The organism is Magnetococcales bacterium (genome assembly GCA_015231755.1).
In the GTDB taxonomy this organism is placed as follows: domain Bacteria; phylum Pseudomonadota; class Magnetococcia; order Magnetococcales; family Magnetaquicoccaceae; genus Magnetaquiglobus.
Genome location: JADGAZ010000007.1, coordinates 87,365 through 114,291, shown reverse-complemented (window position 1 = coordinate 114,291; position 26,927 = coordinate 87,365). Strand labels below are relative to the sequence as shown.

Here is a 26,927-nt window from a genome sequence, read left to right as displayed (position 1 = left end):
TGTCTTTGTCTTTGTCTTTGTCTTTGTCTTTGTCTTTGTCTTTGTCTTTGTCTTTGTCTTTGCGCGCTTTCAAACCAGCTTTTTTCGCGTCTTTTGCGAAAAAAGCGCAGCGCGCCTCAACACGACAAGTCCCAAGGGCTTCGCCCTTGGATTCCACCAGGGGCCAATGGCCCCTGGACCCCGTTGGTGGAGCATACCGAAACCGGAATGATCTCAGGGTATGGCGTCGGGCATGCCCAGCACGGTCTCGATCAACTCCCGCACCACTCCCGCCCCTCCCGGCGTCTTGAGTACCCGCCAAGCGGCCTTGCGCACCAGGGGCACCGCATCCGCCACCGCCACCGAAAATCCCGCCAGACGCATGGCAGGCAGATCGTTGACATCGTTGCCGACAAAAACGATCCGCTCCAGTTTGAATCCCTGCTCCCGGCACAACGCCTCCAATGAGGCGCCCTTGTCCTTGACCGCCTGGAAGACCGGCAATTTGAGCTTGCGGGCACGAGCGCTCACCACCGGATTGGTCTCCGTGGACATGATGAAGGCCGGAATGCCCGCGGAGCGCAGAATGTCGAACCCCATGCCATCCCCCCGGCTGCAATAGACCGACTCGGTACCATCCTGACTCACCAACACCCGGTTGTCGGTCAACACCCCGTCGAAATCGAACACCACCGCGTCCATCCACTCCAAAGGATTGCCCCGGGCGGTCTCGGCACCCACCCGTTCTCCGCTCCACTCTCCGGCCAGACGGGGAACCACCAACGCATCCATCTCCTGACTCTCCCGCTCGTCCATCATGAACAGGCTGACCCTGCCCCCCACCAGACTGCGAGAATCCCGCAACAAGGCGGCGCGGGTGATGGTGATGGAACCGTTTTCCCGATAGCTCCGCCCGTCCTCCCCCAGATCCTGGGGACGGGAACGGTGGCGCAAATCATAACCGGGACGGGGATGGCGGGCGTTGGTCCAGAACAAGGCCGGAGTGGCGCACACACTCACCAAAGAGTCGGCCCCCTCGGCCTCGAACTGCCAGATGGCCGCGGTGACCCGTCCAGGCAAACGCAACGGCGTATTGGGATTGAGAATCATCACCGCATCGGGATGAAACCCCTCTTTTTTGCTCAACTCCTCCAGAATGGGCGCCAGGGCCGATTCCAAAGGGGTACCCTCCCGGGTCAGCGATGTGGCCAGCAGCATGGGCAATCCCCCGGCCATGCGGGCCACCTGGGCGATCTCCTCGCTATCCGTGGCCACCACCACCCGGGTCACCGCCGGACAGCTCAAGGCGTGTTCGATGGACCAGACGATCACAGGTCTGCCGGCCAGTTCCTGAAGATACTTGCCCGGATTGTTCTTGGTTCCGCAACGGGCGGGAATGATGGCGAGAAGATTCATGGACAGACCCGACAATGGTTGACTTCCACAGTGACGTGATCCAGACCGCCGATACCACGCAACAAGGATTTGTAATGATCCGCACCCTGGGGATCGTGGGTGATCAGCGACACGATGCAGGCGTGACTGGTGGGCCCCACCCGCCACAGATGCAAATCCGCGATTTCACACTCCCCATGCTCCAGCAAACGACGGCGCACCTTGTCTTGCAACGGACCATTGTCCTCCGCGTCCAACAAGGTCTTGGCGCTCTCCCGGATCAAACCAAAAGACCAGACGCCGATCACGACCGAACCGATGATCCCCATCAACGGATCCATCCACACCCACCCCAAGGTCATGCCGCAGATCAAGGCCACAATCGCCGTCACCGACGTGAGGGCATCGGCCAGCACATGCAAATAGGCCCCCTTGAGATTATGGTCCTGATGCACGACAGGATGGTCATCATGGTCGTGATCGTCATGGGCATGATCGTCATGGGCATGATCATCATGGTCGTGATCGTCATGGTCGTGATCGTCATGGTCGTGATCGTCATGGTCGTGATCGTCATGGTGTCCATGGCCATGATGATGCCCATGATCATGGGCGCCCCCCAGCAGCCAGGCGCTCGCCAGATTGACCACCAGACCGGAAACCGCCACCAGCAGCGCCGTGGAGAACTCCACACTCACCGGGGAGAGCAGACGCTGAAAGGATTCCACCGCCATCAACAACGCAACGATCGCCAAAGCCACGGCGCTGGCGAAACCACCCAAAGGTCCGGTCTTGCCCGAACCGAAGGTGAAACGGGGATTGTCGGCGTGACGCCGGGCAAAGGCATAGGCAAAGGCGGCCAGTCCCAGGGCGGCGGCATGGGTGCCCATATGCCAGCCATCGGCGGTCAGGGCCATGGAGCCGGTGAGATAACCGGCGATCAACTCCACGATCATGGTGATCATGGTCAACCCGATCACCCAATGGGTGCGGTTTTCGGCGGCCTGTTTTTCGTCCAGACCGAAACGGTGTTGATGCTGCCAAACGGCGTGGGTGGTCATGGGGCCAACTCCTGGATCACGGCAGCCAGCATATGGCCGTCGGGCCAGACCAGCTCATGCCCCTGGCCCGCAAGCCGGGAGGAAACCCGGCGTCCCCGCAGGGCCGGAATGTTGTTCATGTCCTGGCTGATCCCCGGCACCAGGATATCCCCCATCACCATGGGTCCGCCCCGGACCAAGGAGACATAACGGATATCCGGATGGGGCTGATGGTTGAGCCAAAACAGCAACGAACCGGGATGCTGACGCACGATGTCGAGATACAGCCCCCGGGAGACCTTGAGGGTCTGATACCCGCCACCCCCGAAGAAATCCTTGATCACCTCCACCGGTCCCCAGTCGTCGGTGGCGTCCAGAGCCTGCTCCGCCAGGGGCGTGCCCAGATGGGGAGAGGCGATGGTGATCAACGCGGCGGGATTGGAGACATCACCCCGCACCAGGGCCAGCCGCAACACCACCCCGCCCACCGAATGACCCACCAGAATCAGCCGTTCCCGGGGGTGACGCGCCGCCAGCAGTCGCAGCACGGGAACCAGATGATCCGCCTGGACGCTCACCGGCGCGATGGAAGGGAGTTCCGCCAGATAGATGCGGTTTTTCGCCATCCGACCCGGAGCCGGAATCTCCTGCACCCCTCCGGGACCGGCCCTGAGAATCCCGGCCCGTTCCCAACCATGGGTGGTCAACACCGGCACCACGCCCCCCTGTTCCCAGGAGGCCGCGCTGCCCAGATAGCCATGCACCAACAGCAGCAGGTCGGCGCGGGCCGTGGCCGGCATCAACAGGCCGCCCAAGACGATCAACAGCGCCACAATGGCATGGATCATGAAAAACCTCCTTACGCGATGGATAAAGTGTTCGTACAATCGTCCTTTTTCCCCCGTTCAGCCCCGATTATGGTGCGGTCAGGGCGGGAGTTCAAGCATTTGTTCCGAACGATACAATGCCGGTTGCGTTTTTGACGCGCGGATGGGAAAATTCCTGACAAAAGACAAAGCACTAAGCCTGTGGAGGGACCATGGACATGAACCAGGATCTCAAAAACGTCGGCCTCAAGGCCACCGCACCGAGGATGAAAGTCTTGCGCCTCTTCGTGTCCGATACCTGCCAACACATGAGCGCCGAGGATGTCTACAAACGTCTGCTCGCCGACGGGGAAGAGATCGGTCTGGCCACCATCTACCGGGTGTTGACCCAGTTTGAACACGCCGGCCTGTTGTCCCGCAGCCACTTCGAGTCCGGCAAGGCCATTTTCGAGCTGAATCAAGGCGCGCATCACGATCATCTGGTCTGTTTGCAATGCGGTCGGGTGGAGGAGTTCGTGGATCCCCTGATCGAAAACCGTCAAGCCGAAATCGCCCGGGAACGGGGATTCGCGGTACAGGATCACGCCCTCTCCCTGTATGCCGACTGCCTGAATCCCACCTGTCCCAACCGGCAATCCTTCTAAAATCTTCCCGAAACGGCCAGCAAACGGAACGCTAAATTCCCCCCTGCTCCTGCAACAACACTTCCATATCGTCCCGACCATTCTCCCGGGCCGCCATGAGGGGGGTGCGACCGGTCAGATCCTTGGCATTGATCTCCGCACCTCTGGCCAGGAGCAGTTCCGCCTCATCGACCCGGCCCCGGATGGCGGCAAAATGGAGCGCGGTCTTGCCGAACTTGTTGCGGGCGTCGATCTCGGCCCCGTGGGCCAACAGACATTCGGCCACGGCGGGCTGACCGTAAAACACCGCGCAATGCAAGGGCGGTCCCCCATCGACATTGCGGGGATCCACCGCCGCCCCCCGGGCGATCAACAGTTCCACCATCTCCACATCCCCCTCCTGGGCCGCCTGAAACAACGGGGTCTCCCCATGGCGATCCCGGGCGTCGATCTCGGCGCCGCCGTCGAGCAGAATCCGCACCGTCTCCTGATGACCCCAGGAGGCGGCCCAATGGAGGGGACTCTCCTTGTCCCGGTCCCGGGCGTTGGGGTCGGCCCCCAGGGCGAGCAGACGCCGGGCCAGACCGGCGAAACCCCGCACCGCCACCCAATGCAATGGGGTCCAGCGTTGGGGATCGATCACGTTGACCTCGACTCCGGCCTCCAGCAGCCGCTCGGCCAGGGCCACATCCCCTTCCTGGATGACCCGATGCAGCGGTGTCCACCCTTCGGCGTCGCGGGTATTGAGGTTTTTGCCTTCCGCGAGCAGGCGTTCCACATCCTGCGGCACCACCCATACCCCGTTCTGATCGTCCGCCATACCCCCTCTCCTTGGTTGTCTCTTAAAACCCGCGCCATCACGAAAGCCTGTGATACACGAAATCTCATGATCCGTGCAATTCACCCCGGTTGCAACCAAAAAAAACCGGATTCCCCCATCCCCGCTAAAGCCCCAGAATCCCTTCTCTGGCCATGCTCAGACAACGATCCCCGGCGGTAATCAGGTGATCCACCAGCCGCACGCCGATGGGGGTCAGGGCATGGAGCAGAATTTTGGTCAGATGGCGATCCGCCGCCGAAGGGGTGACATTCCCCGAGGGATGATTGTGGGCCAGGATCACCTCCACCGCCTTGTGACGCAACGCCACCTCCACCACCTGCCGGGGATGGACATGGGCCTCGTTGACCGTGCCCCGGCTCAACAACGCCGGAAACAACAAACGGGCACGCTGATCCAGACACAACACATAAAACACCTCCTCGGTACGTCCGGCGGTCAAGGCGCGCACATAGGCGGTAGCCTTGTCCGGATCGTTGAGGGAAGGCTTGTCCCGGCCCGCCTGATCTTCGAGATAACGCCGGGTCACCGACGGAATCAGGGACAAAAAAGTCGCCGCCACCTCTCCCATGCCCGGAATCGAGGCCAGATCCGACGGATCGGCCTCCAGGGCCGCCGAAAATCCCCCAAACCGCTTCAACAACAGATGGGCCAGGGCGTTGGTGTCCTGACGGGGCAAAACGTTGAACAATAACAGCTCCAGCACCTGATGGTCCTCGAATCCTTCGAGTCCCTCCTCCAGAAAACGACGCCGCAGCCGTTGACGATGACCGTGATGCAGTCCGGCGTGATCGGGTTTTTTGTCCATGGATGCGCTTCCTATGCCGGACCGGTCCGAGGTGGTATCATGGGAACCTTTCTTTAAGATGGTTTCAATCCAAAACGATGAGCGCCCGGAGGCCTCCTTGATCGACGACGACGCACCCCCGCCAGACGACTCCATGATACCCCCGGATCCCGAGTCGCGTCCCTCCTCCCCCACCCGCCGTCCGAGCTACTCCCACGAAGCCGAACAATCGGTACTGGGAGCCATTCTGCTGGACAACTCGGTGATGGATCAGGTCACGGATATTTTGGTGCCGGAAGATTTTTATGTCGGTGCCCACCGGATCACCTATCAGGCCATGCTGGCCATCCTGGACCGGGGGGATCCGGCGGATCCGGTCATACTCAAACAATATCTGGAAAAACACAACGAACTGGAATCCGTGGGGGGAGCGGGCTACTTTTCCCGTCTCATCGACACGGTTCCGGCCACGGCCAACGCCAAGGCCTACGCCCATCTGGTGCGGGACAAGGCGATCCTGCGTGCCCTGGTACACGCCGCCTCCTCCATCGCCGACGAGGTGTACCGGGACTCCACCCACACCGTGGACGACATGCTCGACACCGCCGAACAGCGCATCTTCGCGGTGGGGGAGAACCGGGCCAAGCGTCGTTCCAATTATACCGATGTCAAGACCATCCTGCCTCCCATTTTCGAGCGGCTCGAACGGTTGATGTCCCGTCAGGAACTGGTGACCGGGGTTTCCACCGGTTTCACCGATCTGGACCGGCTGCTCTCCGGATTGCAAAAATCCGACCTGCTGATTCTGGCGGGTCGTCCCGCCATGGGCAAGACCACCCTGGTGATGAACATGGCCGCCAATGCCGCCCTGGATCACGGCGCGCCGGTGGCGGTCTTTTCCCTGGAAATGTCCAAGGAGCAGTTGGCCACCCGTCTGCTCGCCTCCACCGCCCGGGTGGACGCCCAGGGACTGCGTACCGGTCGGATCCAGGACGCGGACTACAACAAACTGGTCCACGCCGCCCAGGAACTCTCCCAGGCGCCCATCTACATCGACGACTCCCCCACCCTGTCCATCATGTCGCTGCGGGCCAAGGCCCGACGCCTCAAACGGGAAAAGGGCATCCAACTGCTGATCGTGGACTATCTGCAACTCATGCAAGGGGACGGGGATCTGGAAAACCGGGTCCAGGAAATTTCCCAAATCAGCCGGGGACTCAAAGGATTGGCCAAGGAGCTGGACATTCCGGTTCTGGCCCTCTCCCAGTTGTCCCGCAAGGTGGAAGAACGCCCCAACAAAAAACCGATCCTGTCGGATCTGCGGGAATCCGGCTCCATCGAACAAGACGCCGACATCGTGCTGTTCGTCTACCGGGAGGAGGTCTACAAGGAAAACGATCCCTCCTTGGCGGGTCTGGCGGAGGTGATCGTGGCCAAGCAGCGTAACGGTCCCACGGGCACGGCCCGGCTGACCTTCCAGAAACAGTACACCCGCTTTGAAAACCACGCCTCGACCGAATACATGGCCAGCCACGGAGGTTGAACCCCATGACTCCCCATCCTCCCGGACGCCCCACCTGGCTGGAGATCGATCTTGCGGCCATCGTGCATAATTTCCGCGTGGCCCGGCAGAGCGCCGGGGAGGGCTGCGCCTTGTATCCGGTGATCAAGGCCAATGCCTACGGTCTGGGCGCGGTCCCCGTCGCCAGGGCCTTGACAGCCGCCGGCGCCCACGGCTTTTGCGTGGCCATGGTGGAAGAGGCCATCCCGTTGCGGGCCGCCGGCATCGAATTGCCCATCATTTTATTGTCCGGATTCATTCCCGGTCTGGAGCATCAGGTGTGCGCCCTGGATCTGGAGCCGGTCATCTTCGATCTGGAGGCGGCCCGTCGCCTGAGCCGGCTGCGGGGGCCGCACGCGCCGCCGATTCCGGTCCACGTCAAAATCGACACCGGCATGGGACGGGTGGGATTCTCCGCCGACCGCTTGTCCGAGGTGGTGGCCAGCCTGGATCCACTGCCCGGCATCCATCTGGATTCCATTCTGTCCCATCTGGCCCGGGCGGACGAAATCGAAGGCCAGGCCACCACCCGTCAGCAGTTGGACACCCTGCTGCGGGCGGTGGAGGGTCTGGGACCACGGGGTCGGACCTTGCGCCGCTCCATCGGCAACAGCGCGGGTCTGCTGGGCACTCCGGAAGCCCGTCTGGAGTGGGGCCGCCCCGGAATCATCCTGTATGGCGCCTCGCCGTTTTATCCCCGCCGCAACTGGCGCGACGACGGCCTGCGTCCGGTGGTGCGCTGGGTGACCCATGTGCTGTCGATCCGCGAGGTGCCGGCGGGCACCCCGTTGGGTTATGGTCACGAATTTGTCACCCGGGAACCGTCCCGGATCGCCCTGCTGCCGGTGGGTTACGCGGATGGGTATGGGCGACTGTTGAAAGGACGCGCTCAAATTTTGACACAGGGGTGTCGGGCTCCGGTGGTGGGCCGCATCTCCATGGATCTGACCCTGGTGGATGTGACCCACATCCCAAAAGCCGTTGCAGGAAGCCAGGTTACCCTGCTTGGCACCGATGGCCGGGAGTTCATCGGTGTCGAAGAGATGGCAGACTGGATGGAGACCATCCCCTATGAGGTTTTGTGTCGTTTGGGTGCCCGGGTACCGCGGCACTACCGGACTGACCTCCCATAATCAACCGTCTTTGTTACGTTTTTTCCCGTTTCTGGGTATCGTCAATTTCAAACGGCACACAAATTGCTCTAAAGGTCTGCACATCCCAACCGCCGCGCCTCGACATACCAAGGACGGCAATTTGAAGACTACAGAGCAAAGGAGAATTCCTGTGACCGGCGCCACAAATGAGTTGGACCCCTCCCGTCAAGAACCCCCTCAAGCCAAGCCCGATGTGTTCATCGCGCCCACCGAGGGTCAACGCCGTGCGGCAACCATCCAACGCCGGAAGCGCATTGGCAAGCATCTGTCCGAAGCGTTGATCGCCGCCGTGGTGGGTGGTGTGGTCACGATCATGGTTTGGCATCAGGCCTCCCCGCCCACGGCCCAGACCACGGAAACCAAATCGGTGGTGATCGCCGGAGCCGAGCTGGGCACCAGCGCGAATCCGATCACCCTGCCGGCCCAATCCGGTGCCAACGCCCACGCCCAGATGGCGGCCATCGCCCCCAAGGCGGAGAGCAAACCCGTCGCCGCCCATCCGGAAACGGAACTCAACAAGGGTAGCGCCCAGACCACCGCCAGGATCGAGACGATCCCGACCCCGACGGCCATGCCGATGAATCCTCCTGCCGCAGCCGCCAGGATGGACGACAAGAATCCGGCCCGGGAGACCCTCGCCAAAAACGGCGCGACACCCACCGAAGAGATGATGGAAGACGCCATCAGCGCGGAGATGGATCCCCCCTCCCTGGCCGAGACGGCCAATGCCGCAGATCACGCCAACCCGGCGAAGATCGAAGCGGAGGAATCCCGTCAGGTGCCGGTGATCCAGGCCAAGAGCGAGCCGGTCAAAGGGGCGGAGAGCGCCATTCCGGCAGCCAAAGCGGTCTCCGTGACCAAAGCGGAAGCCAAGGCGGCCCCGTTGCCCGCGCCCAAGGCCGTGACCCACGCCGCCGAGGCCAAAGCCGTGGCCGCGCCGACCAAAGCCGATGCCAAGCCCGCCACCATCGCGGCGACCGCAGCGACCAAAACCGACGCCAAAGCCGCTCCGGCGACCCACTCCGAAGCCAAGGCGGGTTTCCCCCAGGCCCAGGCGGATGGTCATTTCCTGGTGACCGCTGGATCCTACTCCAACGCCATGGGCGCGGAGAAGATCCAAAAGAAGCTGGCGGATGCGGGCATTCCGGTACGGTTGCGCAAAAGCACCCTCAACAACCACACGGTGCATCATCTGCTGACCGGTCCTTTCGCCAATGCGGAATTGGCGAGTCAGGCCGTGGCCACCATCAAGGAGCGCACCGGCATCGAAGCCCGTTCGGTGAGCATGCCTGAGGCCAATCCCCAGTCGGCCAAGAATGCGGTCAAGCAACCGGCGACGGCTGCCAAACCCACGGCCTCCAAGGAGAGCCCGGCCAAGGAGATGCACGCCAAAGCCACGACTCCGGCCAAAGAGATCATCAAGGCCATGGCCCCGGTCCACAAAGAGACCACCAAAGCCGCGGCTCCGATCAAAGAGATCGCCAAGGCCTCCGCTCCGGTCAAAGAACTCGCCAAAGCCACGGCCCCGGTGAAAGAGACCAAAGAAGCCAAAGACGCGAAGGAAGTCAAAGAAGTCGCCAAAGCCACGGCTCCGGCCAAGGAAACCGCCAAGGCTCCGGTGAGAAAGAAGTCGCCAAAGCCACGGCTCCGGCCAAGGAAACCGCCAAAGCCCCGGTGAAAGAAGTCGCCAAAGCCACGGCTCCGGCCAAGGAAACCGCCAAGGCTCCGGTGAAAGAAGTCGCCAAAGCCGCAACGCCGGCCAAGAAGGAGACCACCACCGCCAAGGCCAAAGAGAACGCGGCTTCCCATGCCGGAGAGTTCGTGGCCAATGCCGGATCCTTCAGCAATGCGGAAAACGCCAACCAACTGCGTCGTCGTCTCACGGAGCGTGGCATCACCTCCTACACCAAGGTTTCCACGATCAACGGCAAAGAGTACACCCACGTGATGGTGGGCCCCTACTCCTCCCAGCGTGAAGCCGATGTGAAAGTGAGTTCGATCCACAAAGAAGTCGGTGTCCTGGCCAAGGCGTTGCCGGTCCACTAAGCCACACGGTTTTCAATCCAAACCGCCTTTTCTCCCCGCCCCCCGGTTGACGGTCTTTGATTCTCCCTTCAAAGATCATCAACCGGGGGGATTTTTCTGGCCAGTCGCCACGATGACACCCTTCCGGCACGCTCTTTCGTCAACGCATGGGCACCACGGTGGCAACTCCCACCTGCTCCACCCATGCCCGAGCCGCGGCCCGGGTGGGATCCAGCAAAAACAGATCCGGGAACCAGCCGGCCACCAGAATCAGCAACCCGAACACCATCAGGATCGCCAGTTCCCGGGGCAGCAGAGCAGGCAGATCCCCGGGCACGCGGGTGCCCAGGGGGCCGAGAAAGGCCTTGCGATAAAAGCCCAGAAAATAACCCGCTCCCAGAATCACCCCACCCAAAGCGGCCAATCCGGAACCCACATGGTCCCGCAACGCGCTGGTCAGCAACAACAACTCCCCCGGGAAACCCGAGGTCAAAGGCATGCCCATGCCGGCCAGCCCCAGAAAAAGGAAAAATCCCGCCAGCACCGGCAACGGTCGGAACAAGCCTCCCAGATGGATCAGATCCGTGGAGCCGAGCCTTTGGTGGAGGAATCCCGCCAACAGAAACAGCCCCCCCGAGATCAGGGAAAAGTTGAGCAACTGGGCCACCGCCCCCTGCACCCCCGCCAGGGTGAAGCTGGAGAGTCCCAACACCACCAGTCCCACATGGCCGATGCTGGAAAAAGCCAGCAGGCGACGCAGATTGCTTTGGGACAGGGCCGACAGGGCGCCATAGACGATGGTGACCACGGCGATGCCCGTCAGCAGCCAATGGAGTTCCCGGGCCACCAGGGGGGTCAGGGGGAACAAAAAGCGCAGCAGACCATAAGCCCCCAGTTTCAGCCCGGTCATGATGGCCGCGATCACCACCGGCCCTTCCATGGCCACGATGGGCAGCCAGACATGCAGCGGCACGATGGGAATCTTGACCCCGAAACCGATCAGCAACAAAAAGAAAATCGGCCACTGGGCCTCTTTGGAGAGGGGAGCGGCCAGCAGGCGGGTCAGGTCGAAGGTGTGGGGACCGGGATGGGCCAGGGTGGTGAGCAGCAGACCGAACAGCAACGCCGCCCCCCCCGCGAGCATGAACAGGGTATACTTGACCGCCGCATGCCGACGATTGGGGCCCATGCCCCACAAGGCGATGAGAAAATAGATGGGAATCAGGGTCAATTCCCAGAAGAAAAAGAACAGGATGGTATCCAGGGCGCAAAAAATCCCGATGGTCACCCCTTCAAAAAACAGCAGCAACGCGAAATAAAAGCGCGGCATCACCCGATTGGCCAGATTCCAACTGGCCACCAGGGTGGCGAGAAACAACAATGCGCTGGCGGGCAGAAACAGGGCGGAGAGGCCATCCACCCCCACCAGATAGGTGACCCCCAGGGTGGGAATCCAGGTATGGCGCTCCACCAGTTGAAAGCCGGAGAGGGAAAAATCCATGGCCGCCACCGCGGCCAGGGCCAACAGCAGCTCCAGGGTTCCACAGACCAGGGCGACCCGACGGGCCAGACGGCCATTGGGCACGATCCAGGCCCCCAAAGCCCCCGCCATGGGCAGGACGATCAGTCCGGAGAGCAGCGGCAGATCCAGGAGCGTCATGGCCGTTCTCCCCGTTCCAGGTAGGGTGCGGCCAGGGTTTGCGAGGCATTCTTGACCAGATCGAGCCAGGGATCCGCGTTGAATCCGGAGGCCAGTTGCACCATCACCAGCACGGCGGCCAATCCTTTTTCAGCCCAGGTGGCCCGTGGCAGGGAGGCGACCGGAGGCAGACTCGGAGACGGGGTGGCCAGAAAGGCCCGCTGAAAGGCCCAGAGCAGACAGGAGGCGGCAGCCACGTTGCCCAGCGCCGCCAGCACCGTGACCAGGGCGCCGAACCGGTCGATGGCGGCTTCCAGCAGCAGATGGACCGCGTCGAAACCCGGTGTGCCGGGCATGCCCACCACCGACAGGGCGGCCACCAGAAAAGCCACACCCACCAGGGGCAGAGGCGTGAACAGTCCCCCGAGCCGCTCCAGGGAGACGCCATGGATGCGTTGATGGACGATGCCGGCCATGAGCATCAGGGTGGAGATGGCCAACCCGAAGGAGCCGGTGAGCATGATGCTTCCCTGGAAGGCATGGGGGTGGAGACTGAACAGGCCGATCACGAGCAGGCCGGTATGGCTGACCACCGCATAGGCGAGAAGTTTGCGCAGATTGGTCTGCACCAGGGCCAGGAGGGCGCTGTAGAAGATGCCGAGGGCGGCGATGACGATGACATACTCCCGCCAACTCCAGACCGCGTCCGGAAACAGGGGTATCAAAAAGCGCAACATGCCATAGATGCCGGTTTTCAGGCCCAGGAGCAGCACCATGGCCGAAGCCACGGTACCGTGTTCCATCACCTGGGGAAGCCAGCCGTGAAACGGAAACAGGGGCACCCGGATGGCCAGACCATAAAACAACAGATAAAAGATCACCCCCTGGAGATAGGAGGAGCGTTCATCCTGGAGCAGGAGGGTCAATTCAAAGGACCAGGCGCCTTTGGCAGATTCCGCGTGATTCCAGCCGAGCATGACGGCGGCGGCCAGGAGCAGCAGCAGGCTGGTACCCATGAATTGATAATAACGGTGAATGGCGGAGCGTTCATCGGTGGACAGGGACCAGGTGGAAAAGAGATACCCGATGAACAGGGTATGCAACCCGGCCATGAGGGTGAACCACATCAGGTCCAAAGCGGCGAACTGCCCCATCAAGGCGGCCTCGCAGCCGAGCACCACGGAAAAAAAACGGGGCAGCCGGGTGAAATGGCGCACCAATCCCCCGTACAGCACCACCAGCAGAGACAAAAACGCCGTCAGCAGCACGAAGAAAACGGTGATCCCGTCGGCCCCCGACACCTGCACCAGCCAATCCGTCACCGGCAGGCGTCGATACCACTGCCAGCCGGATTGCTGCGGGTCGAACAGGTGATTCAACCACAAAGCCAGGGCCAGTTCGACCCCGGCGCAGCCCAGCGCGATCAGCCAAGCCAATCGATTGTGCCGGACAAACAGCAAGGCCACCGCACCGATGACCGGCACGAGTTGCAGCCATCCGAGCAGAAAAGAGTCCACAACAGCCATGGGGGCACCCTACAGAATCACCAGAAAAGTCAAGACGACCAACAAAATCAAATAACGGGGCTGACCAAGGGAGGTCTCGGCGCGGGTCAGGTAGCCCCCCAAAAAGGCCAGCGCCTTGATGAGGCCATCGCCACTGCTGTTGAGGACCAGTCGCTCCTCGAACCACGACAAGGCGCGGGCCGCTCCTTCCAGCAGACGACCCAGCAGACCCCGCCCCTGGGTGGCGGTGGCCACCTCGGGATTGGCGACCGCTTCGGGATCGGCCCATTCGGCGCGGCTGGCCAGGATGCTCTCCCGCATGGGGCGTCCGGCGATGCGGTTGACCACCACCTCCTCGAACAGTCGGGCATCCCTGGCCAAAGCCAGGGTGGGACGGGTGACGAGGGCATCGGCCAGGGATTCAAACCAAGCGCGATTGAGCAACAGGTTGTGCAAGGCAGGATTGTGTTTGAGCCAGCCGGGCACGGGTCGAACCCGCATGCCTCCCCTTTGCAGATAGGAAGGGGCCAGCAGAAACTGATACAACCGCCAGGAGGCGTGGGTGGCCAGATGCCACTGGGCCACCTCGAACAGTCCGGCCCCGCATTCAAAAAAGATCAATCCGATCTGAGCCTGGGTGGAACAGATCAACGCGCTTTTGACATCGGTCTGCACCCGTCCCATGGCCGCCGCAAGCACGGCGGTACTCAAACCGAGCAGCAGCAAAATGCCCATCAAAAAGGGCGAACGCCACAACAGCGGTTCCAGCCGGATCGCCAGAAAGGCTCCGGCATGGGCCATCAGGGAGCCGTAGAACACGGCGCTGGAGGGGGTTGGGCCTTCCAGGGCCCGGGCGATCCAGGCCAAAAAGGGAATCTGGGCGGACTTGGCCAGGGCGGCGATCAAAAATCCCGTCAAGACGATGGGCACGGGGGGGGTGCCCGCCGGAGGAACCGCCTGCAAGATCACCGGCCACTCCACGCTCTCCCCCCACGACAGGGCCATGGCGATGCCGAAAATCAATCCCGCATCCCCGAAGCGGTTGGTGACAAAGGCGCGGGTGGCATTTTCGGCGGCGACGGCCCGTTCCCGGGCATACGAGATCAGCAGATAAGACGACAGCCCCGCCACCTCCCAGCCCACGAAGGTCAATACCGCGTTGCCCGCCAGGGCGATCCAGAGCATGCCCCCGGCAAACAGACACATCACCGCGAAAAAACGATGAAAACCCGGCTCCCGATGCATGTAGTCCACCGAAAAACGTACGGTGACCAGACATCCCGCCGCCGACAGGGTGGCCAGAATCAAGGCCGGGGTGTCGATCAGCACGCCGATGGAGACCCGCACCGGTCCGCTGGTCAGCCAAGGGGCCAAAACCCGATGGCCGAGGTTTCCGAACAGCCAAAACCATCCGTCCAAAACCAGCACCCCGACGCAGGCGGCTCCCACCGCGCCCAGGGCGATCCAGGCGGTGGAGCGTTCCAACGCCTCCCCCTGCCGCCGCCCCGTCATCAGTCCCACCCCGATCCACAAGGCCGCCAGCCACGGCAGCATGGGAATCAGCAGGATCCACCCGTCACGCCAGGACATGATCGTTCTCCTTTGTTGGCCGTCTGATTGTCCCCGATCAAGGCCGGAGGCAACGGATCCGAACACCCCGCATACCACGCCGCGGATCGGGGCGTCACCGGCACCGGATCACCCACAGGCTCCCAGGGTCGCCACCCCTCCCGGGGGGAAAAATGGTGAATCGCTCCGGTATCCGGATCAATGCAGGCCAGTTCGATCCAGCCCAGCCCCACCAGTTCCCGGATCGGCTCCTGACGCTGATAGATCCCGGTGAGCACCTCCGGACGCTGCTCCACCACCACCAGCAGACGCATGGCCTCGTGGATTTCGATCATCTGCCGGGGCAGGCCGGTACGCAGATCCGAAGCGGTGCCATCCATCACCCCGAACAGTCCGGTGAGGTTGTGGGCCACCTTGGTGCCACAGCCGAACCGTTCGTTGTCCACGCTGGAAAAATAATATTCCAGACTGATCCCCGCCCCCACCGGACCGGCGGCCAGCAGAATGGACTCCACGATGGTCCCATCCGGATCCCGGGTGGGATCATAGGAGATGAGAAACATGCGCCGGTCGAAAAAGACCCCACGGGTCACCGAACGGCGACCGATCAAGGCCACGGCGTTGGTGGCGTGGCCCAGCTCGGGGCGGGCCTGACTGTAATCCCTGCCCCGCCGCCCCATGTGGGCCAGGGCGCGCCGGGCCGAAGGACCATGGGGAGCCGAGGCGAGACGACGGGCGCGCTCGTGGGCCGAACCCAACCGGGCCGCGTCGAGACGGACGATCAGCCGTTGCATGACGGGATGATGGCCCGGGGGCCAGACATCCTGATCATACCAGTCGATCCGTTCGCAACCCGTGTCGTGTTCCCCGCCGACAAACCAGGTATCCGCCGGAATGTGGATCCCCTGCTCCCCCAGCTGTTGACGCACCTGGGGATCGTTGGCCATGGCCGCGAACAGCCGGGCATTGGGACCGCCGTGACGACCGCTGCACGCTCCGCAATCGTAGGCGGCCAGATGGGGATTGTTCTGGCTGTGCCCCCCGTGGCCCAGAATCGCCACCACCGGGGCGAAGCCGTCGGTAAGGCCGATGGTGCGCAAAAATCCCGCCACCCGGCCCATCTGCTCTGCCCGGGTGAACCCGATCCGGGGCCGTCCGGACGTGGCGGGGGGGGCATTTTCCGGAGCGTTCAGGGTCACGGTGGTGGGCACGCCAGGATCGATGCCCACGACCAGCCGCTCCAACACGCCGCCCAACTGACCGGGAAACCATCCTCTGGCCAGCAGCATCAACCAGACCCAGGGGGCCAGCACCACCGGCAGCAACGCCGGCAGGATCAATCCCCGATGGCTCTCCCGGATGAACAACCGGTTCCACCGCTCCCGCCAGCCCCGCCAAAGCCGATGGCGCCGCACCCGCTCTTCCGCCCCCGGCGCAGGCTGTTCGTGGACTTCGTGGGCCGGCACCACCACCACGGGACACAAATCCGCCGGAGCCGTATCATCCAGGCCGAGCCAGCGCACCGGCACCCCGAAAAATCCGGCGGCTCCCAAGGTCTCGATCTCCGGGTCTGCCTCTTCCAGGTGACGGCGGATCCCCTCCTCCCGGTCATCCATGCAAAAAATCACCTGGGCCGCCGGACGGGTGGGACGGCTGGCCCAACGCCCCCGACCGTGATTGGCCACCAAGGCGGCGAAAATCCCTTCCCGGTAGTGACGTTCATAGGCCCGCAGCCAGATGAATCCGGCAGTGTCCTCATCCAGGGAGGCCATGCAGGACAACAGGGACTCCACCGTGGCCTCGTCCCAGTTGCGCACCGTGTCGGCCCCCGCCCCCAGATGCTGGGCCAACACAAACAACGGCCACACCTTGCCGCTCGCCCCACCCCCCTGACCGGCACTCCCGCCCCCGGTCTGGGTCCAGATCAAAAAAGCCAGCTTGCGCCACTCCTTGGCCAATCCGGACTCCTCCGGAGGACGCTGCACCAAACGGGTGGCCCGGGTGGCCAAAAACTCCGGCAACTCCCCGGTGAACAAAACCCGACGGGCATAGAATTCCCCGCGAAAACGCTGAAAATACCGCCCCAGACTCTGCAAGGTCGGCTCCAGCAACCACTGGGCGCGACACAGACGCACCGCGAACAACCGCTCCAGCACCAGCCGCACCGCCAGATAATCCACCAGCGCCACCCTGGCCTCGCTCCCCCCGTAGCCGGGACGGGCACCTCTCCAGGTCACCATGCCGGACCAGCCCGGCAGTTCCAACGCCAGCCGTTCCAGATAGCCCTGCCAACGCTCCTCCGGCAGACCCAGCCGCAGCAGACAGAATTCTATCGCCTCCATGGCCTGCTCCGGCAGTTCCGCCAGATGATCCAGCCAGTCGGGCAGCTCCTCCAAGGCCTGGACCATCTCCCCTTCGGCGCAGCGCTTCCAGGCGGTATAAAATCCCGCCTCCCGCAGCGGCAACGGCCACGGCGCCACCCCCAGATCCAGAAACGACGCCAGAAAACGTACCAGATAGGGACGAATCGACGCCAACACATCCTCGCCGGTCACAGCCAGCAGCAGACCCCGCAAGGTCAGATCCTCCCCCACCCGACCCGACAACGCCTCCCATGACCGCTCCGCCTCGGCGCGAATCGCCTCGATCACCTGCCGTTGGGCCTCGGGATCCTCCCCGGGTTCCCCGTCTCCGGAAAACAGCAGCTCCTCTTCGCTGGCCAGATCGAGCCGCTCCTCCCGGTACCAGTCGTGATGGCTCAATGCGAACCGTTCCAGACAGACCCGCCACAGCCCTCCCACCGCCGCAGCCTCGTCGGGAACGGCGAAAGCGGCCCGAACCGCCGCGTCCATCCCCGGCTGACACCGCTCCAAGGCGCCCCGCTCCTCGATCTCCCAGGCCAACTGCCGGGCCGGAATGGAATCGATGCCGTGGATGAGTTTCAACAGGATCACCTCCCCGCGCCGGGTCGGTCCCAGAGGTTCGGCGGCCCGCAGTTCCGGATCGGATCCGATCACCGCCTCCAGATCGACGCGGCGGATCCGTCCCGAGGCGTACAGGGCGCGAAACCGCTCCGCAGGCAGATAACCATGGATCCCGGTCCAACGTTTGGCCTCGATCAGGGCCTGGGGAAAGGGCAGATGCTGAAAACCATGCAGGGTATTATGGTGGACAAAATCGGTGATGGAGGCCTGTCCCGGCACCAGGTGTTCCAGATGGTGGAGCGCGGCGTGGATCCGCTCTTTCCGGGTGGGGGGGGTGGCGGAAACGTCATCCTCATGGGCCATGGTGCGGCTCCCGGATCACAACCGTCCGGCGAACAGATCGCCGAACCGGGTCAAAGAGAGATTCATCAGATCCAGCAACGGCGCCGGCAACACCCCCAGAGCCACGATGCACACGACCAGAAGTCCGGCTGCGGCCAGTTCCATCCGCCCCATGGGGGCCAACTCTCCCAGTCTGGGCTGTTCCGGTCCGGTACACAGACAACCGGCGGTACGCACCGCGTAGGCGGCGCTCACCAGCATGCCGACGCTCAACAACGCCGCCGGCCAGCCCCAACGTTCCAGTCCGGCGATCATCACGTGCAACTCCGCCAGGAAACCCGACGTGCCCGGCACCCCCACCGAAGCCATGAAGGCCACCGCGACAAAAAAGGAAAACCGAGGCGCCACCCGGGTCAAGGAGCCGTAATCCCGGATGTCACGGGTATGGGTCCGTTCGTACAACAGCCCGACCACCAGAAACATCGCCCCGGCGGTGACACCGTGGGAGACCATCTGAAGCATGGCGCCGGTGATGCCGTCCCGGGTCAAGGTGGCAATGCCCAACAGCACCACCCCCATGTGGCTGACGGAGGAATAAGCGATCATCCGTTTCAGATCCACCTGTCTCCAGGCCAGCACCCCCCCGTGGATCAGATTGATGAAACCCAACACCACCAGCCATTCCTGGAGGGCCACCACCGCGTCCGGCAGCATCATGGTCGCCCGCAGCAGGCCATAGGAACCCATTTTCAGCAACGCCCCGGAAAGCAGAATGCTCACCGGACTCGGGGCTTCCACATGGGCCAGCGGCAGCCAGCCATGCAACGGGAAAATCGGCATCTTGACCCCGAAACCGATCAAAAAACCCAAAAAGATCAGAATCTGGTGTTCCCGGGCCACGCCGCGCAATCCGACGGCCATTTCGGTCATGAAGAAGGTGTGGAGCTGGGAGGCGTCATAGGCCAGCAGCAGGCCGATGAGCATGAAGACCGATCCCCCCATGGTGTAAAGCACGAAGTTCAACGCCGCCTGATTGCGCCGTTTGCCGCCGAAGGTGTTGATCAGGAAAAACAGGGGCAGCAGGGTGAGTTCCCAGAAGATGTAGAAAATCGACCAGTCCTGGGACATGAAGACCCCAAGCATGGCAGTTTCCAGCAGCAGCAACAGGCTGTAATAGGGCCGGAGCCGACTGGTCACCCCTCCCGAGGCCAGAATGGCCACCAGGGACAACAAGGCGGCCAGCAGCACCATGGGCAACGACAGCCCATCCACCCCCAGGGCGAAATAGCTGCCGGACTGGGGACGCCACAGGTTTTTTTCCAGCAATTGGGGTCCGCTCTGGGTCACCACGAACCGACCCGCCACCCACACGGTCATCAGCAGGGTGGCCAGCGCGGTGCCGATGGCCACGCCACGGGCCCGATGGGGGGGAAGCACGGCCATCAGGACCGCGCCAAACACAGGTAACAACAAAAGTGTCAGAAGAGGCTTCATGGCCGGCAAACAAAAAGAGTAGAAATCCCGGGGAGGATGAGTCCACCCCGGACACTCCCACTTTTCTCTCAATTTTCCAATGGAAAAGTCAACGGTTCATGCGGGACAATCCACCTGAGGCAGCAGGGGACGGTCTTCGGAGCGACCCAGCCGATCGTAGATGCTGTTCAGGGCCGCCTGTTCGGTGGCGAAGATGTTGCGGCTGCCGCCCACCAGATCGAACAGTCCGGTGGCGTGCATCACCTGGAGGATCTGCCGTTTCAGTCCGGAAAAGACCATGACCATGCCATTTTTTTCGATGCGCTCCACCAGATGACGCACCACCTCCTCGCCGGAGGCGTCCATCTGGTTGATGCCGTCGCCCACCAGCAGCACGAAACGGGCCTGGGGTTTGGCGGCCACGGCGTTCAAGACCGTCTCTTCAAAGTAGGAGACGTTGGCGAAATACAGTTGACCATCGAAACGTATGACGATGATCTTGGGATCCGTGGGCAGTTCCGGGTTGAACGCCAAATCCCGCAAGGTGCCATCGGGAAACAGACCCAGCAACGCCACTCTGGGGCTCATGGAACGGTACAGATACAACACGATGGCCAGTCCCCCGCCCAGAAAGATGCCCTGATCGAGATGGGGGGCGAAGGCCAGGGAGGCGAAAAAGGTGACAATGGCCGCCGCCCCGTCGTGACGGCTGGCCTGCCAAGCGTGCTGGATGGCGTGAACATTGATCAATCCCACCACCGCCATCATGATCACCGCGGCCAGGACCGCCTCCGGAAGGTGATACAGCAGCGGCGTGAGAAACAGCAGGGCCACCAGCACCATCAGGGAGGTGAAGACCGACGCCAGACCGCTTTTGGCCCCGGCGTCGAGATTGACCGCCGAGCGGGAAAACGATCCGGAGGTGGGATAGGACTGGGTGAAGGCCCCCACCAGATTGCCCAATCCCTGTCCGATCAACTCCTGATTGGGATCGATGCTGTCCCGGGTGCGGGCGGCCATGGCCTTGGCGATGGAGATGGCCTCCATGAAGCCCACCAGGGAGATCACCAAAGCCGTACCCAACAGACTGCCCACATGACGGGGATCCAGATCGGGCCAGGAGAGGGAGGGCAGTCCTTTGGGGATCTGACCCACCACCTTGCCTCCCATGGCCTCGAAGCCCACCATCCAGCTGGCCAGGGTGGCCAGGGCCACGGCGATCAGCACGTTGGGCAGGGCCGGGTGACGTTTTTTCAGCATCCACATCAGGGCAAAGGAGCCCACGCCAAACACCAGGGTAGGCCAATGGAGGGCGTGCAACTGCTGCAACACCCCCCAGATGTCATTCAGGAAGTGTTCGCTGCGTCCCATCTTGACGCCGAAAATCTTGGACAGTTGCGACAGGCCGATGATCAAGGCCGCCGCGTTGGTAAAGCCCAGAATGACCGGATGGGAGAGAAAATTGACCACCACTCCCAGGCGCAACATCCCCAGCACCAGTTGGATCACCCCGATCAGAAACGACATCAGGATGGCCAGGGCCACGAAGCCCTCGCTGCCGGGCTGGGCAAAGGGCATCAGGGCCGAGGCGGTCAGCAGGGAGACCACCGCCACCGGTCCGGTGGCCAACTGACGGGACGATCCGAACAAGGCGGCGATGGCACCCGGCAAAAACGCCGCGTACAGGCCGTAATAGGCGGGCAATCCCGCCAGATTGGCATAGGCCATGGACTGGGGAATCAGCACCAAAGCCACGGTGATGCCAGCCAGGGCATCGGCCCGCAACGCCTCGCGGCGCATGGGAAACCAGGCGATAAAGGGAAACAACCGGCGCATGGAAAACATGGAAACCATCCTCAAAAGCATGAAACAAGGGGGATGCGACTCAAATAAAGTCGGAACGGTCACTGTCCGAGGGGGGAAGCCACCACCAATGGACAGGGCAGACGCTGGCTCCAGGGGGGTGGACGCCGCCGTTCCGGATGGCTTTGCAAGCCCCATTTTTCCAACGATTCCACGAGAATGCACACAATCCCGGAAACCGCCCCCGCATGGGCCAGCACCGCCTTCCAGGAGAGGCCGGGACGATGCAGCAACCGGGCGGAACGACCCTGCCGGGCCACATCCTCCAGAAAACGGGTCAAGGTCTGGGTCTCCCCCTCCGGGGGCGCGGCGAGGAGAATTTCCACCCCGGCGTCCAGACGTTCCATCATGGAGCTGGCGGTGACCAGCACCCCGGTTTGAGGCTCGCCGTGGCGCAACACCAGTAAAATATCCCGCATTTCACGCACCAGTTCCCTGGCGGTGTCGAACTCTCCGGCCTCGGCGAAGGCCGTGGCGGATAAAAAACGCTCCAGCGTGGCCGAATGGGCCATCATCGGGAAACGCCCACCGGTTTCAGGCGCTCCCCTTGACGACGGGGAGCCGCGGAAGGCTCTCCTGTCGGCTTGCGGGGATCGGGAGGGGTGGGATCCATCAATCCTCGGGCCGTCTCCCATTCTCCGGCCTCGGCAAACGCGATGGCCATCCAATGCTGCTCCAGGGACGCTTTCAAACCGGACATGGCTGGGTCTCTCCTTAGACTTGAAAAACACTCGCTTCCGAAAAAACACGCGATGCGGATACGATTGCATGCAGCGTTCCATCACATATAATTTTTATTTTTCAATGGATTGACCAAAAAACCACCCGATCCGGCCCCTCCAAGGCTATTGCATCTTGCAATAGCTCATTCCCAAAGCATCCGGAATTCCTGGAAAAATGACAATAAATTCCAATCTTTTCAAAATAATAAAGCAATCCCGAATAATCATTGCCAAACGCCATCCACTTTTGCAAAATGCAACACCCTTTCGATATCCCATGGAGTGTTCCCATGTTCCAAACCTCGTTGCGGCGCAAGGTGATGCTGGGCTATGCCCTGATCAGCGCCCTTGCCCTGGGTTTGAGCCTCTTCACCATCGTGGAGCTGCGACTGCTCTCCCAGCGTCTGCTCTCCGGGGAACAGCGCATCATGCTGCTCAATGACGTGCTGGAGATGCGCCGTTTCGAGAAGAATTTCTTCCTGTATCATCAGGCCGAAGACCGGGAGCAATTGCTGGACTACATCCTCCGGGTCAAGCAGGATCTGGATCAGGAAACAGGCCAGGATCCCGCCACCCGCGCCACCATCGGGCAGGCCCAACGCTGGATCGTCGCATACGACCAACTGGCACGCCATCCTGCCGACCGGGCCGACCGGGCCGTGGATCAGGACGCCATCCGGGTGTTGGGCAAATCCCTGGTCACCACCGCCGAAGGATTGTCGGAATCCGGACGGGTGGAGGTGCGCCACGCCTTGGAGCGCCATCGGCTGTTGTTGCTGGCGGCCATGGTGGTGGTGATCGCCGTGATCGTGATTCTGGGGGGAACCGTGTCCCAACGGATCGTACTGCCCTTGCGCCGCATCGAAGAGTCGATGATGGGGGTGGTCAACGGACAGTTCCATCAAATCCACATCCCCTCCCTGGACCAGGAGATCGTCTCTTTGACCAGCGCCTTCAACCGGGTACTCCAGGAGTTGCGGCAACGGCAAAGACATCTGTTGCGCTCGGAAAAACTCGCATCCCTGGGCACTTTGCTCTCCGGCGTGGCCCACGAGTTGAACAATCCTTTGTCCAACATCTCCACCTCCTGCCAGATCCTGGCCGAAGAACTGGACAACCCGGATCCGGCCTTTCAACGGGATCTGGTCTCCCAGATCGACGAACAGACCAAACGGGCGCGGGATATCGTCCGTTCCCTGCTGGATCTGGCCCGGGACCGGGCCTTTCAGCGGGGGCCGGTGCGCCTCGCGGAAACCGTCGAAGAGGCGTTCCGGTTCAGCAAGGGCCACATTCCCGCCCGAATCCGGGTGATCCGCGACATCCCCGCGGACATCTGGATTCCCGGAGACCGCAGACGATTGCATCAGGCCTTCATCAATCTGATCAAAAACGCCATCGACGCCATTCCCGAAACCGGCGAGGTCCGCATCCGCGCCAGACGCCGGGATGAACCAGATCCCCAACCCGAATCCGGGCCCTTTGCCGGATGCCGCTGTCAGACCCCCTGGTGCGACATCGAGGTGGTGGATACCGGCTCAGGCATCGACGAGGCCCATATCGGACGGATTTTCGATCCTTTTTTCACCACCAAGCCGGTGGGTCAGGGTTCGGGTTTGGGATTGGCGGTGGTGCATGAGGTGGTGGAAGAGCACGAAGGGTGCATCGCGGTGGAGAGCCGAACGGGCGAAGGGAGTCGCTTTATGGTGCGACTGCCCATGATGACAGGAGAAAACCATGGGTGACACGGGTGCGGTATTGATCGTGGATGACGAGTCAATCGCGGTGCGCAATCTGGCTCACGTGATGCGCAAGGAGGGGTATCGGGTGACCACCGCCGACAGCGGCGCCCGCGCTCTGGAACTGTTGACCCGTCAGCCCTTCGAGGTGGTATTGACGGATCTGCGCATGGAAGGGGTGGACGGCATGGGGGTATTGCGGGGGTGCAAAAACCGTTTCCCCGATACCGAAGTGATTCTGATCACCGGATTCGCCACCCTGGAATCGGCGGTGGAGTCGATGCGGGAAGGGGCCTTTTTCTACCTCGCCAAGCCCTACCGTCTGGAAGAGGCCCGCAAGGTGGTGCGCGAAGCCATGCACAAGGTCCACCTGCGGCGGGAAAACCGTCAACTTAAAGAACAATTGCGGGGACTGCGCGCCAAGGGACCCATCATCACCCGGGATCCGGGCATGCTCAAACTCCTGGAAACCGCCCGACAGGTGGCCCCCACCGGCTGCAACATCCTGATCACCGGCGAAAGCGGCGTGGGCAAGGAACTGATCGCCCGCGACCTCCACGCCCATGGCGGACGCCCCGAAGGACCCTTCGTGGCGGTCAATTGCGGGGTGTTCACCGAAGAGTTGTTGGCCGGGGAGCTGTTCGGCCATGAAAAAGGAGCCTTCACCGGAGCGGTCAACACCCGCCAGGGATTGATGGAGACCGCCGCCGGAGGCACCCTGTTTCTGGACGAGGTGACGGAAATGAGCCTCTCCATGCAGGTCAAGCTGCTGCGGGCCATTCAGGAACGGGAGATCGTGCGGGTGGGGGGCACCCGACCCATCCCGGTGGATGCCCGTTTCATCGCCGCCACCAACCGGGATCTGGGAGAGGCGGTGGCCGGAGGACGATTCCGTCAGGATCTGTATTTCCGGCTCAACGTGATCACCCTGGCGGTTCCTCCCCTCAAGGAGCGCCGGGGGGATATCGAACTGTTGGCCAATCATTTTCTCAAACGGGGAGCGGAACGAATGGAGCGGTCCGTGGAACGCATCTCCCCGGAAGCCATGGCCCTGTTGCGGGAGTATGATTTTCCCGGCAACATCCGGGAGTTGGAAAACATCGTCGAGCGGGCCGTGGCCTTGAGCGACGGGGTGGAGATCCTGCCGGTCCACTGGCCCGACACCTTGCGTCTGGGGGTGATCCGGGCCTTTCACAAACGCCCCGGCGGCTCCCCCACCCTGGAAGAGCTGGAAGCGGATTACATTCAATGGGTACTGGGGGAGACCGGCGGCAATCAAACCCTGGCCGCCACCATTCTGGGGATCGACCGGGTTTCGTTGTGGCGCAAGCTGAAACGGCTGAAACTGGTGGCGGGAGAGGATGTGGGGGGGTGAGGGAGATCCCTCGGACTTTGCCTTTCTGACCACGACGCCCTGATCACGATGAACTTCACCCGGACACATTCATTAGAGATGGGTTGTCCCTTCCAAACCTGGAAGGCGTCCAATTTTTGAATCCCTTTCTTCCGACAGCACCGGAATCTTGGGTTCCACACCCCCAGAACTCACCCCCCCTTGATGGCCAGCACCGGGCAGGAGACCCGTCCGATCAGCCGTTCCATCACGCTGCCCAGAAACACCCGTTCGATGCCGGTACGGCCATGGCTGCCCCCCACCACCAGATCGGCGCCACACTGCTGGGCTTCCCGGGCGATCACATCCACCGGGGGATGGCCTTCCACCACCTCGCCGGAGACCTCCACGCCAGCGGCCCTGGCATGTTCCACCACCCGCTCCACCGCTTCGGTGGCCAGTTTCAGACGGGCGACGTTGCCCTTGTTTTCCACCACGGAGATCACCCGCAACAGCAGGTTGGACCGGGCCGCCAAAATGGTCGCCACCACACCGGCCCGTTCGCTGTAGCGGGAACCGTCGGTGGTCAGCAAAATGGCGGTGCGCCACATCACCGATCCACGGGGCACCACCAGCACCTTGCACGGCGCCTGGGCCACCACACGGGCCGTGGCGTCTCCCACCATCCAGCGGGCCAATCCCCGCCGACCGCGGCGCCCCATCACCACCAGATCCGCGTCACTGTCCACCGCCGCGTCGATGATCTCCTGATGGGGATGCACCCCCCGACGGATATCCACCGCACAAACCACCCCCTGATCCTCCATCCACTGCTTGACCCGGTTGGTGGCCTGCAAGGCGGAGATTTCCTGTTTTTGCAGTTGTTCCGGGGCCAGGGTTTCGTATTCCGGGTTGGAAAACAACATGTGCATCGCCGTCACCCGACCGGAAAACAGCCTCGCCAGCGCGGCGGACAACTCCTCGGCGCTACGGGAGAACTCGGAACACTCCGTGGCCAGCAGAATATTGGCAAACCGACCTGTCGGCAGAAGCGGGCGCGTTTCGCTCATGGCTGCATCCTTATTTTTAAAACGTATCAAACCAAACCGATCAATGGGCACCGCCGCCCAGAATTCCGGAAGCGGCCAACACCAGCACCAGGATCTCCACCACAATAATGGCGCTATAGACCCTGTCCCCTTTTTTCCAGAAGAGGGGCAGCACCCGCAAATAACAGACCATGGTGATCCCGGCCAGAATGGCGATGCCGATGAAGTTGATGTAATCGCCTTTATGGATCAATCCGACCCATCCCCAGCCGGTGGGGCCATGCACCGACTTGAGGTATTCATCCGCGGGCAGCACCCAATAGCGGGCCAGTTCATCCATGGAAACATGGGCCGGCAGCACCCCGAAGACATACAAGCCGAAAAAGATCACCATCAGCACGAAGCCGATCTTCCAGCCGATATCCAGGGTGCCGGCATAGGCCACCTGCTCTTCGGAGGCGTACTTGGGGTCAAAGGGATAATCCGCCATGGCCAATCCTCGCCTGATCCAAAATGTCTGCTGCGGGTTGTTTGGAAACCGTC

General features: G+C 62.3%; 22 protein-coding genes. 7 read left to right on the top strand and 15 right to left on the bottom strand.

Features of this window, described 5'->3' with window-relative positions:
- Positions 1 to 213: 213 nt before the first annotated feature.
- The 3 genes from HQL98_06550 to HQL98_06540 are packed head-to-tail and all read right to left on the bottom strand — an operon-like array spanning position 214 to position 3,262.
- The gene (locus HQL98_06550) at positions 214 to 1,395 is read right to left on the bottom strand and encodes an acylneuraminate cytidylyltransferase (GenBank protein ID MBF0271703.1); all 1,182 of its coding nucleotides are present in this window, start codon (positions 1,393 to 1,395) and stop codon (positions 214 to 216) included.
- Complete coding sequence (locus HQL98_06545; GenBank protein ID MBF0271702.1) at positions 1,392 to 2,435, bottom strand: cation transporter; 1,044 nt, start codon at positions 2,433 to 2,435, stop codon at positions 1,392 to 1,394. Before HQL98_06545 ends, HQL98_06550 begins: the two co-directional genes overlap by 4 nt.
- Positions 2,432 to 3,262: a hypothetical protein gene (locus HQL98_06540; GenBank protein MBF0271701.1), complete on the bottom strand. Its 831-nt coding sequence runs from the start codon at positions 3,260 to 3,262 to the stop codon at positions 2,432 to 2,434. Before HQL98_06540 ends, HQL98_06545 begins: the two co-directional genes overlap by 4 nt.
- 191 nt (positions 3,263 to 3,453) lie before the next feature.
- Here HQL98_06540 and fur point away from each other — a divergent pair, with 191 nt between their 5' ends.
- A complete protein-coding gene (gene fur / locus HQL98_06535) occupies positions 3,454 to 3,885 on the top strand; it encodes a ferric iron uptake transcriptional regulator (protein ID MBF0271700.1) in 432 nt (143 codons plus the stop codon).
- 31 nt (positions 3,886 to 3,916) lie between these two features.
- On the opposite strand, the gene HQL98_06530 is transcribed toward fur, so the two are convergent.
- A complete protein-coding gene (locus tag HQL98_06530; GenBank protein MBF0271699.1) occupies positions 3,917 to 4,684 on the bottom strand; it encodes an ankyrin repeat domain-containing protein in 768 nt (255 codons plus the stop codon).
- 124 nt (positions 4,685 to 4,808) lie between these two features.
- Positions 4,809 to 5,510: a DNA repair protein RadC gene (radC, locus tag HQL98_06525; GenBank protein ID MBF0271698.1), complete on the bottom strand. Its 702-nt coding sequence runs from the start codon at positions 5,508 to 5,510 to the stop codon at positions 4,809 to 4,811.
- A 133-nt stretch (positions 5,511 to 5,643) separates the two neighbouring features.
- On the opposite strand from radC, the gene dnaB reads away from it, so the two are divergent.
- From dnaB to HQL98_06505, 4 genes are all read left to right on the top strand, one after another.
- Positions 5,644 to 7,032 (top strand): replicative DNA helicase, encoded by a 1,389-nt coding sequence (gene dnaB / locus HQL98_06520; protein ID MBF0271697.1) that lies wholly within the window; start codon positions 5,644 to 5,646, stop codon positions 7,030 to 7,032.
- Between the two features lie 5 nt (positions 7,033 to 7,037).
- Positions 7,038 to 8,183, top strand: a complete 1,146-nt coding sequence (gene alr, locus HQL98_06515; GenBank protein ID MBF0271696.1) for an alanine racemase — start codon at positions 7,038 to 7,040, stop codon at positions 8,181 to 8,183.
- A gap of 151 nt (positions 8,184 to 8,334) precedes the next feature.
- Positions 8,335 to 9,882, top strand: a complete 1,548-nt coding sequence (locus HQL98_06510; protein ID MBF0271695.1) for an SPOR domain-containing protein — start codon at positions 8,335 to 8,337, stop codon at positions 9,880 to 9,882.
- Positions 9,879 to 10,250 (top strand): SPOR domain-containing protein, encoded by a 372-nt coding sequence (locus tag HQL98_06505; GenBank protein MBF0271694.1) that lies wholly within the window; start codon positions 9,879 to 9,881, stop codon positions 10,248 to 10,250. The genes HQL98_06510 and HQL98_06505 overlap by 4 nt, the downstream gene beginning before the upstream one ends.
- Positions 10,251 to 10,389: 139 nt before the next feature.
- Here the strand turns inward: HQL98_06505 and HQL98_06500 are convergent, their stop codons facing one another.
- The 8 genes from HQL98_06500 to HQL98_06465 all read right to left on the bottom strand — a co-directional run bounded on the left by HQL98_06500 (position 10,390) and on the right by HQL98_06465 (position 22,244).
- Positions 10,390 to 11,889, bottom strand: coding sequence for an NADH-quinone oxidoreductase subunit M (locus HQL98_06500; GenBank protein MBF0271693.1), 1,500 nt, complete (start codon positions 11,887 to 11,889; stop codon positions 10,390 to 10,392).
- Positions 11,886 to 13,394, bottom strand: coding sequence for an NADH-quinone oxidoreductase subunit M (locus tag HQL98_06495; GenBank protein ID MBF0271692.1), 1,509 nt, complete (start codon positions 13,392 to 13,394; stop codon positions 11,886 to 11,888). Before HQL98_06495 ends, HQL98_06500 begins: the two co-directional genes overlap by 4 nt.
- A 9-nt stretch (positions 13,395 to 13,403) precedes the next feature.
- Positions 13,404 to 14,885, bottom strand: coding sequence for a hypothetical protein (locus HQL98_06490; protein ID MBF0271691.1), 1,482 nt, complete (start codon positions 14,883 to 14,885; stop codon positions 13,404 to 13,406).
- 47 nt (positions 14,886 to 14,932) lie between these two features.
- On the bottom strand, positions 14,933 to 18,229 hold the full coding sequence (locus tag HQL98_06485; GenBank protein ID MBF0271690.1) for a DUF2309 domain-containing protein: 3,297 nt from the start codon (positions 18,227 to 18,229) through the stop codon (positions 14,933 to 14,935).
- A gap of 15 nt (positions 18,230 to 18,244) precedes the next feature.
- Complete coding sequence (locus HQL98_06480) at positions 18,245 to 19,702, bottom strand: NADH-quinone oxidoreductase subunit M (GenBank protein MBF0271689.1); 1,458 nt, start codon at positions 19,700 to 19,702, stop codon at positions 18,245 to 18,247.
- A gap of 96 nt (positions 19,703 to 19,798) precedes the next feature.
- A complete protein-coding gene (gene sulP, locus HQL98_06475; protein ID MBF0271688.1) occupies positions 19,799 to 21,517 on the bottom strand; it encodes a sulfate permease in 1,719 nt (572 codons plus the stop codon).
- A gap of 68 nt (positions 21,518 to 21,585) precedes the next feature.
- Complete coding sequence (locus HQL98_06470) at positions 21,586 to 22,059, bottom strand: hypothetical protein (GenBank protein MBF0271687.1); 474 nt, start codon at positions 22,057 to 22,059, stop codon at positions 21,586 to 21,588.
- Positions 22,056 to 22,244, bottom strand: a complete 189-nt coding sequence (locus HQL98_06465) for a hypothetical protein (protein MBF0271686.1) — start codon at positions 22,242 to 22,244, stop codon at positions 22,056 to 22,058. Before HQL98_06465 ends, HQL98_06470 begins: the two co-directional genes overlap by 4 nt.
- Positions 22,245 to 22,556: 312 nt before the next feature.
- On the opposite strand from HQL98_06465, the gene HQL98_06460 reads away from it, so the two are divergent.
- On the top strand, positions 22,557 to 24,008 hold the full coding sequence (locus HQL98_06460) for a HAMP domain-containing histidine kinase (protein MBF0271685.1): 1,452 nt from the start codon (positions 22,557 to 22,559) through the stop codon (positions 24,006 to 24,008).
- Complete coding sequence (locus HQL98_06455; GenBank protein ID MBF0271684.1) at positions 24,001 to 25,377, top strand: sigma-54-dependent Fis family transcriptional regulator; 1,377 nt, start codon at positions 24,001 to 24,003, stop codon at positions 25,375 to 25,377. The genes HQL98_06460 and HQL98_06455 overlap by 8 nt, the downstream gene beginning before the upstream one ends.
- 170 nt (positions 25,378 to 25,547) lie before the next feature.
- On the opposite strand, the gene HQL98_06450 is transcribed toward HQL98_06455, so the two are convergent.
- Positions 25,548 to 26,405 carry a universal stress protein gene (locus tag HQL98_06450; GenBank protein MBF0271683.1) on the bottom strand — a complete coding sequence of 286 codons (858 nt, stop codon included), beginning with the start codon at positions 26,403 to 26,405 and terminating at the stop codon, positions 25,548 to 25,550.
- 40 nt (positions 26,406 to 26,445) lie between these two features.
- Positions 26,446 to 26,874, bottom strand: coding sequence for a hypothetical protein (locus HQL98_06445; protein ID MBF0271682.1), 429 nt, complete (start codon positions 26,872 to 26,874; stop codon positions 26,446 to 26,448).
- Positions 26,875 to 26,927: the final 53 nt, after the last annotated feature.

What these genes read in the sequence shown, in the direction of transcription:
- HQL98_06445 (MBF0271682.1), bottom strand. Translation starts at nt 26,874, where the DNA reads ATGGCGGATTATCCCTTTGACCCCAAGTACGCCTCCGAAGAGCAGGTG.
- HQL98_06495 (MBF0271692.1), bottom strand. Translation starts at nt 13,394, where the DNA reads ATGGCTGTTGTGGACTCTTTTCTGCTCGGATGGCTGCAACTCGTGCCG.
- HQL98_06500 (MBF0271693.1), bottom strand. Translation starts at nt 11,889, where the DNA reads ATGACGCTCCTGGATCTGCCGCTGCTCTCCGGACTGATCGTCCTGCCC.
- HQL98_06550 (MBF0271703.1), bottom strand. Translation starts at nt 1,395, where the DNA reads ATGAATCTTCTCGCCATCATTCCCGCCCGTTGCGGAACCAAGAACAAT.
- HQL98_06545 (MBF0271702.1), bottom strand. Translation starts at nt 2,435, where the DNA reads ATGACCACCCACGCCGTTTGGCAGCATCAACACCGTTTCGGTCTGGAC.
- radC (MBF0271698.1), bottom strand. Translation starts at nt 5,510, where the DNA reads ATGGACAAAAAACCCGATCACGCCGGACTGCATCACGGTCATCGTCAA.
- HQL98_06470 (MBF0271687.1), bottom strand. Translation starts at nt 22,059, where the DNA reads ATGATGGCCCATTCGGCCACGCTGGAGCGTTTTTTATCCGCCACGGCC.
- alr (MBF0271696.1), top strand. Translation starts at nt 7,038, where the DNA reads ATGACTCCCCATCCTCCCGGACGCCCCACCTGGCTGGAGATCGATCTT.
- HQL98_06465 (MBF0271686.1), bottom strand. Translation starts at nt 22,244, where the DNA reads ATGTCCGGTTTGAAAGCGTCCCTGGAGCAGCATTGGATGGCCATCGCG.
- sulP (MBF0271688.1), bottom strand. Translation starts at nt 21,517, where the DNA reads ATGCGCCGGTTGTTTCCCTTTATCGCCTGGTTTCCCATGCGCCGCGAG.
- HQL98_06490 (MBF0271691.1), bottom strand. Translation starts at nt 14,885, where the DNA reads ATGACGGGGCGGCGGCAGGGGGAGGCGTTGGAACGCTCCACCGCCTGG.
- fur (MBF0271700.1), top strand. Translation starts at nt 3,454, where the DNA reads ATGGACATGAACCAGGATCTCAAAAACGTCGGCCTCAAGGCCACCGCA.
- HQL98_06450 (MBF0271683.1), bottom strand. Translation starts at nt 26,405, where the DNA reads ATGAGCGAAACGCGCCCGCTTCTGCCGACAGGTCGGTTTGCCAATATT.
- HQL98_06485 (MBF0271690.1), bottom strand. Translation starts at nt 18,229, where the DNA reads ATGGCCCATGAGGATGACGTTTCCGCCACCCCCCCCACCCGGAAAGAG.
- HQL98_06540 (MBF0271701.1), bottom strand. Translation starts at nt 3,262, where the DNA reads ATGATCCATGCCATTGTGGCGCTGTTGATCGTCTTGGGCGGCCTGTTG.
- HQL98_06460 (MBF0271685.1), top strand. Translation starts at nt 22,557, where the DNA reads ATGTTCCAAACCTCGTTGCGGCGCAAGGTGATGCTGGGCTATGCCCTG.
- HQL98_06530 (MBF0271699.1), bottom strand. Translation starts at nt 4,684, where the DNA reads ATGGCGGACGATCAGAACGGGGTATGGGTGGTGCCGCAGGATGTGGAA.
- HQL98_06480 (MBF0271689.1), bottom strand. Translation starts at nt 19,702, where the DNA reads ATGAAGCCTCTTCTGACACTTTTGTTGTTACCTGTGTTTGGCGCGGTC.
- dnaB (MBF0271697.1), top strand. Translation starts at nt 5,644, where the DNA reads ATGATACCCCCGGATCCCGAGTCGCGTCCCTCCTCCCCCACCCGCCGT.
- HQL98_06455 (MBF0271684.1), top strand. Translation starts at nt 24,001, where the DNA reads ATGGGTGACACGGGTGCGGTATTGATCGTGGATGACGAGTCAATCGCG.